The 16129-nt window shown below is 72.3% G+C and carries 13 protein-coding genes and 2 tRNA genes; 8 read left to right on the top strand and 7 right to left on the bottom strand.

All coding sequences use genetic code 11. The annotated features are described in order from the left end of the window. Nucleotides 1-94: 94 nt before the first annotated feature. On the bottom strand, nucleotides 95-2677 hold the full coding sequence (pepN, locus tag SCATT_RS08125) for an aminopeptidase N (protein ID WP_014142513.1): 2583 nt from the start codon (nucleotides 2675-2677) through the stop codon (nucleotides 95-97). A 258-nt stretch (nucleotides 2678-2935) separates the two neighbouring features. On the opposite strand from pepN, the gene SCATT_RS08120 reads away from it, so the two are divergent. Further along, nucleotides 2936-3589, top strand: a complete 654-nt coding sequence (locus SCATT_RS08120; RefSeq protein WP_014142512.1) for a mycothiol-dependent nitroreductase Rv2466c family protein — start codon at nucleotides 2936-2938, stop codon at nucleotides 3587-3589. 86 nt (nucleotides 3590-3675) lie between these two features. On the opposite strand, the gene SCATT_RS08115 is transcribed toward SCATT_RS08120, so the two are convergent. Continuing rightward, complete coding sequence (locus SCATT_RS08115; protein ID WP_014142511.1) at nucleotides 3676-5106, bottom strand: amino acid permease; 1431 nt, start codon at nucleotides 5104-5106, stop codon at nucleotides 3676-3678. Between the two features lie 138 nt (nucleotides 5107-5244). After that, nucleotides 5245-6681 carry an amino acid permease gene (locus SCATT_RS08110; RefSeq protein ID WP_014142510.1) on the bottom strand — a complete coding sequence of 479 codons (1437 nt, stop codon included), beginning with the start codon at nucleotides 6679-6681 and terminating at the stop codon, nucleotides 5245-5247. Between the two features lie 272 nt (nucleotides 6682-6953). On the opposite strand from SCATT_RS08110, the gene SCATT_RS08105 reads away from it, so the two are divergent. Beyond that, nucleotides 6954-7553 carry a biotin transporter BioY gene (locus tag SCATT_RS08105; RefSeq protein WP_014142509.1) on the top strand — a complete coding sequence of 200 codons (600 nt, stop codon included), beginning with the start codon at nucleotides 6954-6956 and terminating at the stop codon, nucleotides 7551-7553. 84 nt (nucleotides 7554-7637) lie between these two features. Here SCATT_RS08105 and SCATT_RS08100 read toward each other — a convergent pair whose 3' ends face one another. Beyond that, nucleotides 7638-9074, bottom strand: coding sequence for an amino acid permease (locus tag SCATT_RS08100; RefSeq protein ID WP_014142508.1), 1437 nt, complete (start codon nucleotides 9072-9074; stop codon nucleotides 7638-7640). Nucleotides 9075-9252: 178 nt separating this feature from the next. Here SCATT_RS08100 and SCATT_RS08095 point away from each other — a divergent pair, with 178 nt between their 5' ends. Both SCATT_RS08095 and SCATT_RS08090 read left to right on the top strand, forming a co-directional pair. After that, on the top strand, nucleotides 9253-9741 hold the full coding sequence (locus SCATT_RS08095; protein ID WP_014142507.1) for a ribose-5-phosphate isomerase: 489 nt from the start codon (nucleotides 9253-9255) through the stop codon (nucleotides 9739-9741). Between the two features lie 7 nt (nucleotides 9742-9748). Next, complete coding sequence (locus tag SCATT_RS08090) at nucleotides 9749-10555, top strand: Fpg/Nei family DNA glycosylase (RefSeq protein ID WP_014142506.1); 807 nt, start codon at nucleotides 9749-9751, stop codon at nucleotides 10553-10555. 25 nt (nucleotides 10556-10580) lie between these two features. Here SCATT_RS08090 and SCATT_RS08085 read toward each other — a convergent pair whose 3' ends face one another. Beyond that, complete coding sequence (locus SCATT_RS08085; protein WP_014142505.1) at nucleotides 10581-11807, bottom strand: GNAT family N-acetyltransferase; 1227 nt, start codon at nucleotides 11805-11807, stop codon at nucleotides 10581-10583. A gap of 209 nt (nucleotides 11808-12016) precedes the next feature. Between SCATT_RS08085 and SCATT_RS08080 the strand changes: the two genes are divergently transcribed. Together SCATT_RS08080 and SCATT_RS08075 are read left to right on the top strand one after the other, a co-directional pair. Further along, a complete protein-coding gene (locus SCATT_RS08080) occupies nucleotides 12017-13294 on the top strand; it encodes a PP2C family protein-serine/threonine phosphatase (RefSeq protein ID WP_014142504.1) in 1278 nt (425 codons plus the stop codon). Nucleotides 13295-13493: 199 nt separating this feature from the next. Beyond that, nucleotides 13494-13688 (top strand): hypothetical protein, encoded by a 195-nt coding sequence (locus SCATT_RS08075; protein ID WP_014142503.1) that lies wholly within the window; start codon nucleotides 13494-13496, stop codon nucleotides 13686-13688. Between the two features lie 54 nt (nucleotides 13689-13742). Here the strand turns inward: SCATT_RS08075 and SCATT_RS08070 are convergent, their stop codons facing one another. Together SCATT_RS08070 and SCATT_RS08065 are read right to left on the bottom strand one after the other, a co-directional pair. After that, nucleotides 13743-14111, bottom strand: a complete 369-nt coding sequence (locus tag SCATT_RS08070; protein ID WP_014142502.1) for an arsenate reductase family protein — start codon at nucleotides 14109-14111, stop codon at nucleotides 13743-13745. Between the two features lie 87 nt (nucleotides 14112-14198). Then, nucleotides 14199-14272, bottom strand: a tRNA-Gly gene (locus tag SCATT_RS08065). 144 nt (nucleotides 14273-14416) lie between these two features. Here SCATT_RS08065 and SCATT_RS08060 point away from each other — a divergent pair. Both SCATT_RS08060 and tig read left to right on the top strand, forming a co-directional pair. Further along, nucleotides 14417-14493, top strand: a tRNA-Pro gene (locus SCATT_RS08060). 167 nt (nucleotides 14494-14660) lie between these two features. Next, a complete protein-coding gene (tig, locus tag SCATT_RS08055) occupies nucleotides 14661-16055 on the top strand; it encodes a trigger factor (protein ID WP_014142500.1) in 1395 nt (464 codons plus the stop codon). The last annotated feature ends 74 nt before the right edge of the window (nucleotides 16056-16129 follow it).

Here is a 16129-nt window from a genome sequence, read left to right as displayed (position 1 = left end):
ACGGTACGGGGCTAAAGTACGCGCGTTCGACGGCCGAGAAGGCGACCCCGGGACGGACCGGGGCGCGCGGCCGGTGCCGCGCGCCGTCGGGTCGTCAGGCGACCGCGCCGTCGCACCCCTGGGCCGCCAGCGCCCGGGCCAGGTCGTCGCGGGCCTCCAGCACCAGGCGGCGCAGCGCGGCCGGGGCCTGCGGGTGGCCGGCCAGCCACGCGTCGGCGGCGGCCAGCGTCCCGGGCGAGTCCTGGTGGTGCGGGAAGAGTCCGCGCACCACGGCCATGCCGATCTCGATGGTGCGCTCGGCCCAGACCCGTTCGATCACCGCGAAGTACCGCTCGGCGTAGGGCGCCAGCAGTTCCCGCTGGCCGGACTGGGCGAAGCCGGAGATGGTCGCCTCCACCAGGGCGTTGGAGAGCGCGTCGGTCTCCACCAGCTCGCTCCACGCCGCCGCCTTCACCTGGGCCGACGGGCGGGCGGCCAGGCAGCGCACCTGGTGGCGGCGGCCGGAGGCGGTGTCGTCCCGGGTCAGCTCGGCGGCGAGCACCTCCTCGTCGGCGAGGCCGTGGGCGGCCAGCGGCTCCAGGAACGTCCAGCGCAGCTCCTGGTCGACCTCCAGCCCCTCGATCCGCTCGGTGCCGTCCAACAGATCGCGCAGCAGCGCCAGATCACCCTCGGAGGAGGCCACCCGGGCGAGGAACCGCGCCCAGGCGAGCTGGTGGCCGCTGCCCGGCTCGGCCCGGCGCAGCTCCCGCGCCGCGCCGTCGGCCAGCGCCCGCGCCCCCTCGGCCCGCCAGGCCGGCGCCGCGTAGTGCTCCAGCGCCGTCCCGGCCCAGGAGTGCAGCATCTGCAGGACGCCGATGTCGGACTCGCGCCCGCCGAAGTCCAGGAACATCGCCAGGTATTCCCGGGCCGGCATCAGCGCGTCGCGGGTCATGTTCCACACCGCCGACCAGACCACCGCGCGGGCCATCGGGTCGGTCAGGTCGCCGAGGTGGCCGCGGAGCGTGCGCAGCGAGTCCTCGTCGAACCGCACCTTGCAGTAGGTCAGGTCCTCGTCGTTGACGAGCACCAGGTCGGGCCGGCCGACGCCGGTCAGCTCCGGCACCACGGTGCGCTCGCCGGCCACGTCGGCCTCGGCCCGGGCGTACCGTTCCAGCGCGCCGTCCGCGCCGCGCCGGTAGAGGCCGACCGCGACCCGGTGCGGGCGCAGCACGGGGTGGGAGGCGGGCGCCTGCTGGGCCACGGCCAGCTCGGCGATCCGGCCCTCGGCGTCGTAACGCACCTCGGGGGCCAGGGAGTTGACCCCGGCCGTCTCCAGCCAGGCCCGGGACCAGGCCGCCATGTCCCGCCCGGAGGTCTCCTCCAGCACCGCGAGCAGGTCGGCGAGGCGGGTGTTGCCGTAGGCGTGGCGCTTGAAGTAGCGGCGGGCGCCCTCCAGGAAGGCTTCCCGGCCCACGTAGGCCACCAGCTGCTTGAGGACACTGGCGCCCTTGGCGTAGGTGATGCCGTCGAAGTTGAGCTTGGCGTCCTGCAGGTCGTGGATGTCGGCGGTGACCGGGTGGGTGGAGGGCAGCTGGTCGGCGCGGTAGGCCCACGCCTTGCGGCGGTTGGCGAAGGTGATCCACCCCTCGGTGAACCTGGTCGCCTCCACCAGCGAGAAGGCCCCCATGAAGTCCGCGAAGGACTCCTTGAGCCACAGGTCGTCCCACCACTCCATGGTGACCAGGTCGCCGAACCACATGTGGGCCATCTCGTGCAGGATGACGTTGGCCCGGCCCTCGTAGGACGCCCGGGTCACCTTGCCGCGGAAGACGAACTCCTCCCGGAAGGTCACCAGCCCCGGGTTCTCCATCGCCCCGATGTTGTACTCCGGCACGAACGCCTGGTCGTACTTGCCGAACGGGTACGGGTAGTCGAAGTGGTCGTGGAAGAAGTCCAGCCCCTGCTTGGTGACGGTGAAGATGTCGGCGGCGTCGAAGTGCTTCGCCAGCGACCGGCGGCACAGCGCGCCCAGCGGGACCCGCAGCGTGCCGCCGTCCGGCAGCGTCCGCTCGTAGACGTCCCGTTCCATGTGGTACGGCCCGGCCACCACCGCGGTGATGTAGGTGGAGATCGGCTCGGTCGGCGCGAACCGCCAGGTGGCGGCGGCCTCGCTGGCCGGCTCGTGGGAGACCCGCTCGCCGCCGGAGAGCACCGTCCAGTGCTCGGGCGCGGTGACGGTGAAGGTGAACGGCGCCTTCAGGTCGGGCTGTTCGAAGGTGGCGAAGACCCGGCGGGCGTCGGCCGGCTCGTACTGGGTGTACAGGTACACCTCGCCGTCCTCCGGGTCGGCGAAGCGGTGCAGCCCCTCGCCGGTGCGGCTGTAGGCGCAACGGGCGTTCACCACCAGCTCGTTGACGGCGTCGAGGCCGTCCAGCGCGATGCGGCCGCCGTCGAAGACGGCGGCCGGGGTCAGCTCCCGGCCGTTGAGCACCACCGAGTCCACCGAGGGCGCCAGCAGGTCGACGAAGGTCGAGGCGCCCGGCCGCGCGCAGCGGAACCGGATGGTGGTCACCGAGTGGAAGGTGTGCTCCTCGGGGCGGACCGCGGAGCGCAGATCGAGCGCCACGTCGTAGCCGTCCACGGAGATCAGCCCGGCCCGCTCCCGGGCCTCGTCGCGGGTGAGGTTCTCTCCGGGCACGGGTGACTCCTTCGTCTTGTCGCGGTGACGGGCGGTGCGTCGGTGACCGGACGGGGGCGCCGGCGCGGTCGGCCGGGTCGGTCGTCCGCGGGCCGGGCCGGGACGGTCGTCGTCGACCCTCCGTACGCCGTGCCGGGCGAAGCGAACGCATCATCGCACGTCCCGCTGGTGGCGGTCGCGTGGGAATGGCCGCCCGGCCACCCGTGTTGCATCCGGCGACGGACGTCATCGACCGAAAAAGGCAGGGGAGTACCACCCGTGACCGACACCGCCGCAGCAACCGGCACCGACCGGACCGTCGCCGACTTCTGGTTCGACCCGGTCTGTCCCTGGGCCTGGATGACCTCCCGCTGGATGCTGGAGGTGGAGAAGGTCCGCCCGGTCACCGTGCGCTGGCACGTGATGAGCCTGGCGGTCCTCAACGAGCCGCGCCTCGACGACCTTCCCGAGGAGTACCGGCAGCTGCTGACCGAGGCCTGGGGCCCGGTACGGGTGTGCGTCGCCGCCGAGCAGAAGCACGGCGCGGAGGCCCTCGGCCGGCTCTACACCGCGCTGGGCACCCGCTTCCACAACCAGGCGCTGCCGCGCACCCGGGAGACCGTCGTGGCCGCCCTGGAGGAGGCCGGGCTCCCGGCCGAACTGGCCGACGCCGCCGACACCGACGAGTACGACGCCGAGCTGCGCATCTCCCACCAGGAGGGCATCGGCCTGGTCGGCGAGGACGTGGGCACCCCGGTCATCTCGGTGCCCGGCGCCGACGGCGAGCGGATCGCCTTCTTCGGCCCCGTGGTCACCCCGGCGCCCAAGGGCGAGGCCGCCGCCCGGCTGTGGGACGGCACCCTGCTGGTCGCCGGCACGCCCGGCTTCTACGAGATCAAGCGCACCCGCACCACCGGGCCGGTCTTCGACTGAGCGACCGAGCGCCCGCGTTCCCGGACGCGAGGGGCCCGCGCGACACCACCGCGCGGGGCCCCGTCCGTCCGGTGTGAAACGCGGCCCTATCCTGCCAGTTGCTCCGCGGCCGGGCGACGGCTCGCGAGCCGCTGCCGCAGCAGTCCGGTCACCGCCAGCGCGACCGCCGCGCCCCCGGTGAAGTACAGCTGCACCCGGGTGTCCGGCTTCCACGCCATCAGCGCCAGCACCGCCACGATCCCGGCCAGCGCCAGCCACGTCAGGTACGGGTACGCCCACATCCGCACCACCAGCTTCTCCGGCTCGTCGCGTTCCAGCAGGCGGCGCATCCGCAGCTGGGCCAGGGCGATGAAGGCCCACACCACCAGCACCGCGGCGCCCACCATGTTCAGCAGCCAGGTGAAGACCGTGTCGGGCCACCAGTAGCTCAGCAGCACCGCGAAGAAGCCGAAGGCGCAGGAGGCCAGCACCGCCAGCCGCGGCACCCCGGTGGGGTTGCGCCGAAGCCACCGCGGCCCCTGGTTCCGGGAGACCAGCGAGTACGCCATCCGCGAGGCGCCGTAGGTGTTGGCGTTCATCGCCGACAGCAGGGCCACCAGGATCACCGCGTTCATCACCTGGCCGGCCGCCGGGATCCCGATGTGGTCCAGCACCGCCACGTACGGGCCGTGCTTGACCAGCGCGGGGTCGTTCCACGGGATCAGCGTGACGATCACCAGCATCGAGCCCACGTAGAAGACGGCGATCCGCCACATCGCGGTGCGCACCGCGCGGCCCACGCTCTTGACCGGATCCTGCGACTCGGCCGCCGCGATCGTCACCGTCTCCAGCCCGCCGTAGGCGAAGACCGACGCCAGCAGGCCGACGATGAGGCCGCCGCCGCCCTTGGGCAGGAAGCCGCCGGAGCCGGTGATGTTGGCCGCCCCCGGCGCCGAGGTGCCCGGCAGCACCCCGGCGATCGCCAGCACGCCCAGCACCAGGAACAACGTGATGGCGGCCACCTTCAACGTGGCGAACCAGAACTCGAACTCACCGAAGTTGGCCACCGCCGCCAGGTTGCTGCCGCAGAACAGCGCCATGAACAACCCCACCCACAGCCACGACGGGGTCCCCGGGAACCAGCTCGTCATGATCCCGGCCGCGCCTATCCCCTCGGCGGCCAGCGCCACGCACAGCAGCAGCCAGAACATCCAGCCGGCGGTGAACCCGGCCCACGGGCCCAGCGCCCGTTCGGCGTGCACCGAGAAGGAGCCGGAGGCCGGGTTGGCCGCCGACATCTCGCCGAGCATCCGCATCACCAGCATGACCAGCAGGCCGGAGAGGGCGTAGGCGACCACGATCGACGGACCGGCCGCGGCGATGCCGGCCCCGGAACCGACGAAGAGCCCGGCGCCGATCACCCCGCCCAGTGCGATCATCGACAGATGGCGTTGCTTGAGTCCATGGCGCAATCCGCGCTCCACGCCGTCGTCGGCGACCGGCGCCGTGCCAGGACTCGGCTCAGTGGTCCGATTCATGTCTCGACCGTCCAGTTGGTGAGAGCGGTACGGGTCGCCTCACGACGAGGCCGCATCAGTGTGCGGGGGTGCACCGGTGCCAGCAATGAAGAGTTCGCTATACGGACGGTTTGTTAACGGAATGTGACCAATCCGTCGTCAGGTACGGGGTTTTCCGGCCGCTTCCGCCGAATCGCCCGCCCTGCGCGCCTGCCGTACCCACGCCGCCAGCAGCACCAGCCCGGTCGCCCCGCCCGACCACAGCACCTGCGGACGCGACCCGGGGTCGGCCGCCATCAGCACCAGCACCGCCACCATCCCGGCCAGCGCCACCCAGTTGAGCCACGGGAAGCCCCACGCCCGCACCGCCGGAACAACGCCGCCCGTCTCCCGCGCCGCCCGGTCGATCCGCCGCCGCAACCGCAGATGGGAACCGATCACCAGCCCCCACACCACCAGCAGCACCGCGCCCACGGCGTTGAGCAGGTACAGGAAGACCGAGTGCGGCCACTTCAGGTTGAGCAGCACCGAGACGAAGCCGAACGCCACCGAGGCCAGCACCGCCCGCACCGGCACCCCGCCGGTCACCCGCAGCAGCCCGCGCGGCGCCTCCCCGCGCCGGGCCAGCGAGAACACCATCCGCGACGCCCCGTACAGGTTGGCGTTGAGCGCCGAGAGCAGGGCGACGAAGACCACCGCGTTCATGATCTGCCCGGCCGCCGGGACGCCGATCCGGTCCAGTACCGCCACGTACGGGCTGTGCCCCGGCGTGATCGAGGTCCACGGCAGCAGGGTGACCACCACCAGCATCGAGCCGACGTAGAACAGCAGGATCCGCGCCACCGCGCTGCGCACCGCCCGGCCCACCGCCCGCGCCGGGTCGTCGGACTCGGCGGCGGCGATGGTGACCACCTCCAGTCCGCCGAAGGCGAAGACCACCGCCAGCACCCCGGAGACCACCCCGTTCCAGCCGCGCGGCAGGAAACCGCCGTGGCCGGTCAGGTTGGCCGCCCCCACCGGACGCGTACCCGGCAGCACCCCGCACGCCGCCAGCACCCCGAGCACCAGGAACGCCACGATCGCGGCCACCTTCAGCGCCGCGAACCAGAACTCGAACTCGCCGAAGCTGCGCACCGAGGCGAGGTTGGCCCCGGTGAAGACCACCATGAACAGCAGCACCCACGCCCACTGCGGCACCGCCGGCCACCACCCGGCGGCGATGGTGGCCGCCCCGGTCGCCTCCACCGCCAGCACCACCACCAGCATGAACCAGTACAGCCACCCCACGGTGAACCCGGCCCAGCGGCCGAAGGCCCGCTCCGCGTGGACCGAGAACGCCCCGGAGGACGGCATCGCGGCCGACAACTCGCCCAGCATCCGCATGATCAGCATCGCCAGCGCACCCGCGATCAGGTACGACACCACGATCCCCGGCCCGGCCACCGCGATCCCGGCGCCCGACCCCACGAAGAGCCCGGCGCCGATCACCCCGCCCAGCCCCAGCATGGTCATGTGGCGCTGCTTGAGCCCCGCGCCCAGCGGTTCCCGGCCGCCGCCGGAGGTCGGGCGCGCGTCGGCGGGCGGTGCGTCGTGCATGGTGCTGGTCACTCTCGCAGTGCTCAGGGCTTTGGTGGGACTCCACAGTCTCCCCGCTGCCGCCCCGCCCCGGCAAAACGATCCCGCGACGACGAGTGCGCAGTGACGAGCGTCACGGACGTTCCGGCACCGGTGGTCCGGTGACCGCCACGCTTTGTAGGGACACCATCACCACCGTCACCGCGCCTTGTCATGCGCTGACCGTGATCGGCAGCGGTCCGCTGGGCTAACGTCACCGTGTCCACCGCTGTCCCCGACCCCGCGGAGTCCCGATGAGCATCGCCGCCCCCGCCCGCCCGCAGCCGGTCCTCGCCGACCTGCTTACTGCGTCCACCGCCACCCGTGCCCGGCTGCGCGACGCCGCGCTGGTGCTCGGCGGCGCCGCGCTGACCGCCGTGGCCGCCCAGATCGCCGTCCCCGTCCCCGGCTCCCCGGTGCCGGTGACCGGCCAGACCTTCGCCGCGCTGCTGGTCGGCACCGCCCTCGGTGCCCGCCGCGGCATGCTCTCGCTGCTGGTGTACGCGGTCGCCGGGGTCGCCGGGGCGCCGGTCTTCGCGGGCGGCGCGCACGGTGCCCTGATGCCCAGCCTCGGCTACGTGCTCGGCATGGTCCTCGCCTCCGCGCTGGTCGGCGCGCTCGCCCGGCGCGGCGCCGACCGCGGGGTGTGGCGCACCGCCGGTGCCATGGTGGCCGGTGAAGCGGTGATCTACGCCGTCGGCGTGCCCTACCTGGCCGTCGCCGCCCACCTGAGCCTCGGCCAGGCCGTCGCGGCCGGCCTGGTGCCGTTCCTCCTCGGCGACGCCCTCAAGGCCGCGCTCGCCATGGGCGTGCTCCCCACCGCGTGGAAGCTGGTCGGCCGCGGCGGCCGGTGACCGGCGCACCACACGGAACACGACAAGGCACCGGCCCGGGGAGTCACTCCCCGGGCCGGTGCCTTGTCCGCGTCCCGCCGCGGCTCAGCTCTTGGCGCGCTTGCCGATCCGCTCCCGTACCACCGCCACCACCAGCACGATCCCGGCGGCGAGCAGCGAGAGCACCATCTGCTGCCGCCCGTCGGAGTCGGTGAACATGTAGCCGATGACGAAGAGGATCATCCCGATGGTGACCCAGGTCAGATACGGGTACGCCCACATCTTCACGGTCAGCTTCTCCGGCGCGTCCCGCTCGATCATCCGCCGCATCCGCAGCTGCGAGAAGCAGATCACCAGCCACACGAACAGGGCCACCGCGCCCGAGGAGTTCAGCAGGAACTGGAAGACGGTCGTCGGGAACTCGTAGTCGAAGAAGACCGCCACGAAGCCGAAGACCACCGAGGCCAGGATGGCCACCGCCGGCACACCGCGCGGCGTGGTCCGGCCGAAGGCCCGCGGCGCGTCCCCGCGCTTGCTGAGCGAGAACGCCATCCGGGAGGCGGTGTACAGCCCGGAGTTGAGGCAGGAGAGCACCGCGGTGAGCACGATGACGTTCATCACCTGGCCCGCGTGGGCGATGCCGATGTGGTTGAGCACCGCCACGTACGGGCTCTTCTTCACCTCGGCGGAGTCCCACGGCAGCAGCGAGACCACGATCAGGATGGAGCCCAGGTAGAAGACGGCTATGCGCCAGATCACGCTGTTGGTGGCCTTGGTGACCGCCTTGCGCGGGTCGGCCGACTCACCGGCGGCCAGCGTGACGATCTCGCTGCCCATGAAGGAGAAGACCACCATCAGCACACCGGTGAGGATCGCCCCCGGCCCCTTGGGCAGGAAGCCGCCGTGGCCGGTGAGGTTGGTCAGCCCCACCGCCTGGTCGTGGGTGCCCGGGAGCACCCCGAACGCCGCCAGCGCGCCCAGCACCAGGAAGGCCGCGATGGCGAAGACCTTGATCCCGGCGAACCAGAACTCGAACTCACCGTAGGAGCCGACCGAGAACAGGTTGGTCGCGGTGAGCACCACCATCACGATCAGCGCCCAGCCCCACACCGGCACCGCCGGGAACCATCCGTTGAGGATGCCCGCGCCCGCCATCGCCTCGACCGCGAGCACCACCACCCAGAAGAACCAGTACAGCCAGCCGATGGTGAACCCGGCCCAGCGGCCCAGCGCCCGGTCCGCGTAGGCCGAGAAGGAGCCGGAGGCCGGGTTGGCCGCCGACATCTCGCCCAGCATCCGCATCACCAGCACCACCATCGCGCCCACCAGCGCGTACGACAGCAGGATGGCGGGTCCCGCGGCGGCGATACCGGCGCCGGAGCCGACGAACAGCCCGGCGCCGATCACCCCGCCGATCGCGATCATGGACAGATGGCGGTTCTTCAGTCCGGCCTGCAAGCCGTGCCCGGTCGGCTCCGAGGCGCCCGCGCCGGGTTCACCGGCCGTGAGATCGTCCTTCGTAAGCGGCGGTTGCGCGCCCATGCGCCATTCCTTTGCTCTCGGTTCACGAGTGCAGGCATGGAATCCCAGGCAGCCGTCCGAATGGAATACCTGTGTCCGAATCGTTGCCCTCGTCCGGCCGCCGACCGGTGATCCTTTGACGACACCGGCCCAGGGGCCGCCGCCCGTCACCGCCCCGGCCCGTGCCACACTCGGGGGCATGCGCGTCTACCTCGGCTCGGATCATGCCGGCTACGAACTCAAGAACCACCTCGTCCAGTGGCTCAAGGCAGGCGGCCACGAGCCGGTCGACTGCGGCCCGCACATCTACGACGCCCAGGACGACTACCCGCCGTTCTGCCTGCGTGCCGCCGAGCGCACCGCCGCCGACCCCGGCGCCCTGGGCATCGTCATCGGCGGCTCCGGCAACGGTGAGGCCATCGCCGCCAACAAGGTCAAGGGCGTCCGCGCCGCCCTCGCCTGGAGCGAGGAGACCGCCAAGCTGGGCCGGGAGCACAACAACGCCAACGTGATCAGCGTCGGCGCCCGGATGCACACCGAGGAGGAGGCCACCCGCTTCGTCGAGGCCTTCCTCGCCACCCCGTTCTCCGGTGACGAACGCCACGTGCGCCGCATCGACATGCTCGGCGCCTACGAGACCACCGGCGAGCTGCCCGCCATCCCGGCCCACCACCCCCAGCAGGGCTGAGCACCGGATGCCGGAAGGGCACACCATCCACCGGCTGGCCGCCGACCACTGGGAGAGGTTCGGCGGCCGGCCCGTGCGCGTCACCAGCCCGCAGGGCAAGTTCGCCGATGGCGCCGCCCTCCTCGACGGCCGCCCGCTGGAGGACTCCCAGGCCCACGGCAAACACCTCTTCCTGGGCTTCGGGCCGCTCGGCTGGGTCCACATCCACCTCGGCCTCTTCGGCAAGCTGGGCTTCGGCCCGGCCCCGGCGCCGCCGGCCGGCGACACCGTGCGGCTGCGGCTCGCCGGTGACGAGCACTACGCCGACCTGCGCGGCCCCACCGCCTGCGAGCTGATCACCGACGAGGAGAAGCGGGCGATACACGACCGCCTGGGCCCGGACCCCCTTCGCCCGGGAACCGGCGACCGCGCCTGGGAACGGATCTCCCGCAGCCGCACCTCCGTAGCCGCCCTGCTGATGGACCAGAAGGTGATCGCCGGCGTCGGCAACGTCTACCGCGCCGAAGTCCTCTTCCGCCAGGGCATCGACCCCTACCGGGCCGGCCGCGGCCTGACCCGGGCCGAGTGGGACGCCGTCTGGGCCGACCTGGTCGCCCTGATGCGCGAGGGCGTACGGTTCAACCGCATCGACACCGTGCGCCCCGAGCACACCCCCGAGGCCATGGGGCGCCCGCCCCGGGTGGACGACCACGGCGGCGAGGTCTACGTCTACCGGCGTGCCGGCAGCCCCTGCCTGGTCTGCGGCACCGAGGTCCGCACCGCAGACCTCGGCAACCGCAACCTGTTCTGGTGCCCGGGCTGCCAGACCCGCTGACCCGGCCCGAACGCCCCGGGCCGGCTCAGAAACCGTGCGGCAGCCACGGCGCCAGCGGCGAGTGGAACGCGGTCTCCAGCTCCGCCAGCGCCCCCGCCCGCACCTCGCGTATCCGGCCGGCCGCCGCCAGCCCGGCCGCCGAGACCCCGCCCAGGTGGAGCGAGCCCAGCTCCGTCGCGCCCACCACCAGATCGGCCGCGTCCCCGGTGCGCTCGCACGAGGCCCCCTTGGCGTCCCCGCTCAGCCGCCACCGCCCCTCGTTCCACGGGCAGAACGGATCGGTGACCTCCAGCACCACGTCCACCGGCGCCGCGTAGGCCCGAGCCGTCAGCGCCGCCCCCACCTCGACCACCCGCAGGAACATCCCGTCCCGCACCCGCACGTCACAGCGGCGCACGTCCGACACCAGGTGCAGCAGCGGATCGTCCACCGGCCGGTTCCCCGCGCGCACCGAGGAGGTGAGGTCGACGCTGAACAGGTAACGCCACAGCGCCGCACAGGTCACGGGGTCCAGCGCCTCCAGGTCACGCAGGAGGACGGCGCCCCGCGGACCGGTGAACTCCCAGGCGGGGCTGACCGCGTAGCGCGCGTACCCGGTCACCTCGCCGTCCCGTTCGGCCAGCACGCACAGCAGCTCGCCGGCGCCCTCCCGCCGCCACTGGCCGGTCAGCAGCGGCAGGTGCTCCCAGCCCGGCGGCCGGACCGGCGCCCCCGGCCGCAGCGGCACCCGGCGCGCGTAGACCGCCTCGCAGGCGTCCACCGCCTCGCGCGGATCGGCCACCCGCAGCCGCACCCCGTCCGCCTCCGGCGGCGCGAGCACCCGCACCCGGTCGGTGTCCGGCTCGATCCGCATCTGCCGGGTGGCCAGCCCGTACCCGAACCGCCCGTAGATCCCCGGCTCCGAGGCGGTCAGCACGGCCAGCGGCTCCCCGCGTCCGCGCACGTCGTCCAGGAGGCGCCGCATCATCGAGGTGAGCACGCCCCGGCGGCGGTGCGTGGCCTGGACGCTGACCATGGTCACCCCGGCCGCCGGCACCGCCGCCCCGCCCGGCACCGACACCTGGAACGAGAACGCCCCCGCGGTGCCGACCACCTCACCGCCGTCCCACACCGCCAACGACCGCTCGAACTCGGTCAGATCACGCCACAACGCCCGTTCCTCGGCGTCGTCGGCGCCCCCGAACGCCCGCTCCAGCCGCCCGTACCAGTGGTCCCAGTGCTCCGGTTCCAGCACCCGCAGATCCGTTGTCATGACCCCTGCCTATCAACGGCTCCCCGGATGAGCGACTCCTTTTCGAACGCCCGGTGACAGGATCCCTTCATCCGCCTTCGTCCGGCGAGTCGTGAATCGACGCACCGCCGAACGGGTGGATAAGGTCACCCACGAACGGCAAGCCGGCAGTGGCGCGCTCGGCGCTTCAGGAGAACGGGATGGAGAGCAGGAGTGCGAAGCGCTCTCCGATGAGGGTGCCGGCATCCGCGTGCCGGGAGCCCGGGGAGGGCGAGGGGCAGTGGTACGACCGGCGGGAGGGCGGGACGGACGGGACTGAAGAGGGCATCGGCCGCACGGCCGAAGTGGTGCGCAGCGTGCGCGGCGACGCCCTGCCGCGCCCCGTCCACGACGGCATCCGGGCCCAGATCCGCAGATCGGCACGGCGGGCCTGGACGATGGTGCGCCGGTCCTCCGTCGAGTACTTCCGCGGCAACGGCTCCGACTGGCTGGCGCTGACCATACAGACGACGATGGTCCCCACCCTGGCCTGGGCCACCAGCGTCGCGCCCGCCTGGGTCCCGCCGACCGCCCTGGTCTTCCCGGTGATCATCGGCGGCCTGATGCTCCGCCCGGCCAGCCTGCTGGTGCTCTACGCCGGCGCGGCCACCGCGCTCATCGTCGAGGACGCCGTGCTCGGCACCGGCCCGCACAGCCGAGGGGTCTCCCCGGGCACCGTGCTGGTGGTCGGCGGGGTCGCTTTCGGCGGCCTGATGCTCGCCCAGTTCCGCAGACGCGTCGGCGTGCCCTGGCGGCGCGGCGGCACCATGCTGTTCGACCTGCGCGAACGCATCCGGGTGCAGAGCCGGCTGCCGGAGCTGGGGGCCGGCTGGCACGCCGAGATCGGGCTGCGCCCGGCCGGCGGCCAGCTCTTCTCCGGTGACTTCGTGGTGGCCACTCGTTCGGGTGATGGCCGGGTCCTGGAGGCGGTGCTGGCCGACGTCTCCGGCAAGGGCATGGACGCCGGTTCGCGCGCCCTGCTGCTCTCCGGGGCCTTCGGCGGGCTGCTCGGCTCGCTGCCGCCGCACCAGTTCCTCAGCGCCGCCAACGGCTACCTGCTGCGGCAGAACTGGGAGGAGGGCTTCGCCACCTCCGCCCACCTCGTGCTCGACCTGGAGAGCGGCGACTACGAACTCCTCTCGGCCGGCCACCTGCCCGCGATGCAACTGATCGCCGGCACCGGACGCTGGGAGGAGAAGGCGGCCGACGGCATGCCGCTGGGCATCGCCGCGGACGCCGAGTTCCACGGCGTCAAGGGCACCCTGCGCACCGGGGACGTCCTGCTGCTCTTCACCGACGGCCTGGTCGAGCTGCCCGGCCGCGAACTCGGCGACGGCATCGACCGGTTGATCGGCGAGGCCGACCGCTACGTCGCCCACGGCTTCCGCGGCGCGGCCTACCCGCTGATCGAAGCGGTGGCCAAGGACACCAACGACGACCGCGCGCTGCTCATCATCTGCCGTGAGTAACCCGGGCGTTGGCGGGGTATGACCGGACCGCTGCTCCAACACCCGTACGACACGCGGGTGTCGGGCGGCCCGACGGGTCCTGCTCGCGCCGCGCAGGTGGCACGATGGTCGGCGCGGGGGAGCAGGGGCGGCGACGCACCCCCGTCCGGCGGCCCACCCCCCGTCCGGCGAGGCGTACCGAGCGAGGAAGTGATCCCGAGTGGCCATCTCCCTGTCCGTGGTCGTGCTGTTGGCGATCGTGTTGATCGTTCTCATGCGCGGCGGATCGATCAAGGCGGGCCCGGCCATCGTGGCCATACTGCTCGGCTTCTTCCTCGCCTCATCGGGGCTCGCCCCGTCGATCAACCGCCTGATGGAGTCGATCGCCTCGACGATCAACCAGATAAGGCTCTGACCGGGCGCACCCGCGGGTGCGCCGCCACGGCACGGCCGCGCGGCGCCGAACCGGTTACCCCTGGGTGCGGGCGAGCGCCGTGCGGACGGCCTCCTCGGTGCGGCCGACCACCGCGCTGCCGTCGTCGGCGGTGATGATGGGCCGTTGGATGAGCTTCGGGTGCGCGGCGAGCGCGTCGATCCAGCGCTGCCGCTCCTGCGGGGTGCGCGGCCACTCCCGCACGCCCAACTCCTTGGCCACGGCCTCCTGGGTGCGGGTGATGTCCCACGGCTCCAGGCCGAGCCACGCCAGCACCTCGGTGATCTCCGCCGCGCTCGGCGGATCCTCCAGATACCGGCGCACGGTGTACGAGGCGCCCTCGGCGTCCAGCAGCGAGACCGCCGAGCGGCACTTGGAACACGCCGGATTGACCCAGATCTCCATGGCGAGCACTGTAGCCGCCGGGAAAACGGCCGGCCCCGGCGGCCGGACCACGGGGAACACCCTCGTGACCCGGCGCCGGGGCCGGTGTGGAGCGGGCGACGGGAATCGAACCCGCGTAGCCAGTTTGGAAGACTGGGGCTCTACCATTGAGCTACGCCCGCAACGGCCAGTCATTCTGGCACACCGAATCGTAGCGGGTCGACCTCCGCCCCCGGGCCACGGCCCCGGCCGGGCCTTCGCGGGACCCCGCGCGGAAATATTGCGGTCGTGGTGTGCGGAGCCATGTACGCTACGTGTCGCACCGACGGGGTGTGGCGCAGCTTGGTAGCGCGTCCGCTTTGGGAGCGGAAGGTCGTCGGTTCGAATCCGGCCACCCCGACCAGACGTTCGAACACGCCCACCGTGCGACCGCCGTGTCACGGGTACCGGGTACTATGCAGGCTGGCCCTGTATACGGGGCGACGTAGGGGCCGGAACCCCAGGTAGGCCCAAGCAAGTACGTCTCGTCGGCCACACAAGCCCCTGATGTCAGCCCAAGGAGACCCAACCGTGAAGAGCGCCGTGGAGACTCTGAACCCCACCCGGGTTCGACTCACCGTCGAGGTGCCCTTCGAGGAGCTCAAGCCCAGCCTCGACGCGGCGTACAAGAAGATCAACCAGCAGGTCACGGTGCCCGGGTTCCGCAAGGGCAAGATCCCCGCACGCATCATCGACCAGCGGTTCGGCCGCGGCGCGGTGCTCGAAGAGGCGATCAACGACGCGCTGCCGAAGTTCTACACGGAGGCGGTCAACGAGGGTGAGCTGAGCGTGCTCGGCCAGCCCGAGATCGACATCACCGAGTTCAACGACAACGAGCAGCTGAAGTTCACCGCCGAGGTCGAGATCCGGCCGAAGTTCGAGATCCCGGACTACTCCGGCATCGAGGTCACCGTCGACGCCGTCGAGGTCTCGGACGAGGACGTCGACAAGTCGGTCGAGCAGCTCCGCGAGCGCTTCGCCTCCACCACCCCGGTCGAGCGGGCCGCCGCCGAGGGCGACGTGGTCGTCATCGACCTGGAGGCCAAGGTCGACGGCGAGGTGCTGGAGGACGGCGTCGCCAAGGGTGTCACCTACACCATCGGCTCCGGCCAGCTCCTCGACGGCATCGACGAGGCCGTCACCGGTCTGGAGGCCGGCGCCTCCGCCACCTTCACCTCCGAGCTGAAGGGCGGCTCCGCGGCCGGCCGTGAGGCCGAGGTCAAGGTCGACGTCACCGCCGTCCAGGCCCGTGAGCTGCCCGCGCTCGACGACGACTTCGCCCAGCTCGCCAGCGAGTTCGACACCCTCGAGGAGCTGCGCGCCGACAGCGTCAAGCGTCTTGAGCGGATCAAGAAGTACGACCAGGCCACCCAGGCCCAGGAGAAGGTGCTCGACGCCCTCCTGGAGCTGGTCGAGGTCCCGGTCCCGGAGAAGCTCCTCAAGGACGAGATCGAGACCCGCAAGCACAACCTGGAGCACCACCAGTTCCCGATGATGGGGCTGAACTGGGAGTCGTTCCTGGAGCGCGAGGGCAAGACCGCCGAGGAGTACGACGCCGAGCTCGAGGAGCAGGCCAAGAAGGGCATCAAGACCCAGTTCGTCCTCGACGAGCTGGTCTCCAAGGAGAACCTCTCGGTCAACCAGGAGGAGCTCACCGAGCACCTGATGCGCCGCGCCGCCTCCTCCGGCATGTCCCCCGACCAGTTCGCCCAGGCGGTCGTCGAGGGCGGCCAGGTCCCGATGCTGGTGGGCGAGGTCGCCCGGGGCAAGGCGCTGGCCGCGGTCGTCGAGGCCGCCACGGTCAAGGACACCAACGGTGAGGTCGTCGACCTCGACGAGGAGGACGAGACCGCCGAGACGGTCGAGGCGTCCGCCGAGGAGGCCACCGAGGCCGCCGCGGAGTCCGAGGAGAAGAACGAGGGCTGAGCCCCGTCGCACGTCTCACGGGACGGGCCCGGACGCGTACCCACGCGTCCGGGCCCGTCCCCGTCGGTACCGTC

This window comes from Streptantibioticus cattleyicolor NRRL 8057 = DSM 46488 (assembly GCF_000240165.1).
Classification (GTDB): domain Bacteria; phylum Actinomycetota; class Actinomycetes; order Streptomycetales; family Streptomycetaceae; genus Streptantibioticus; species Streptantibioticus cattleyicolor.
Note: the sequence above shows the minus strand (reverse complement) of the source record. Positions and strands in the feature narration are given on the sequence as shown.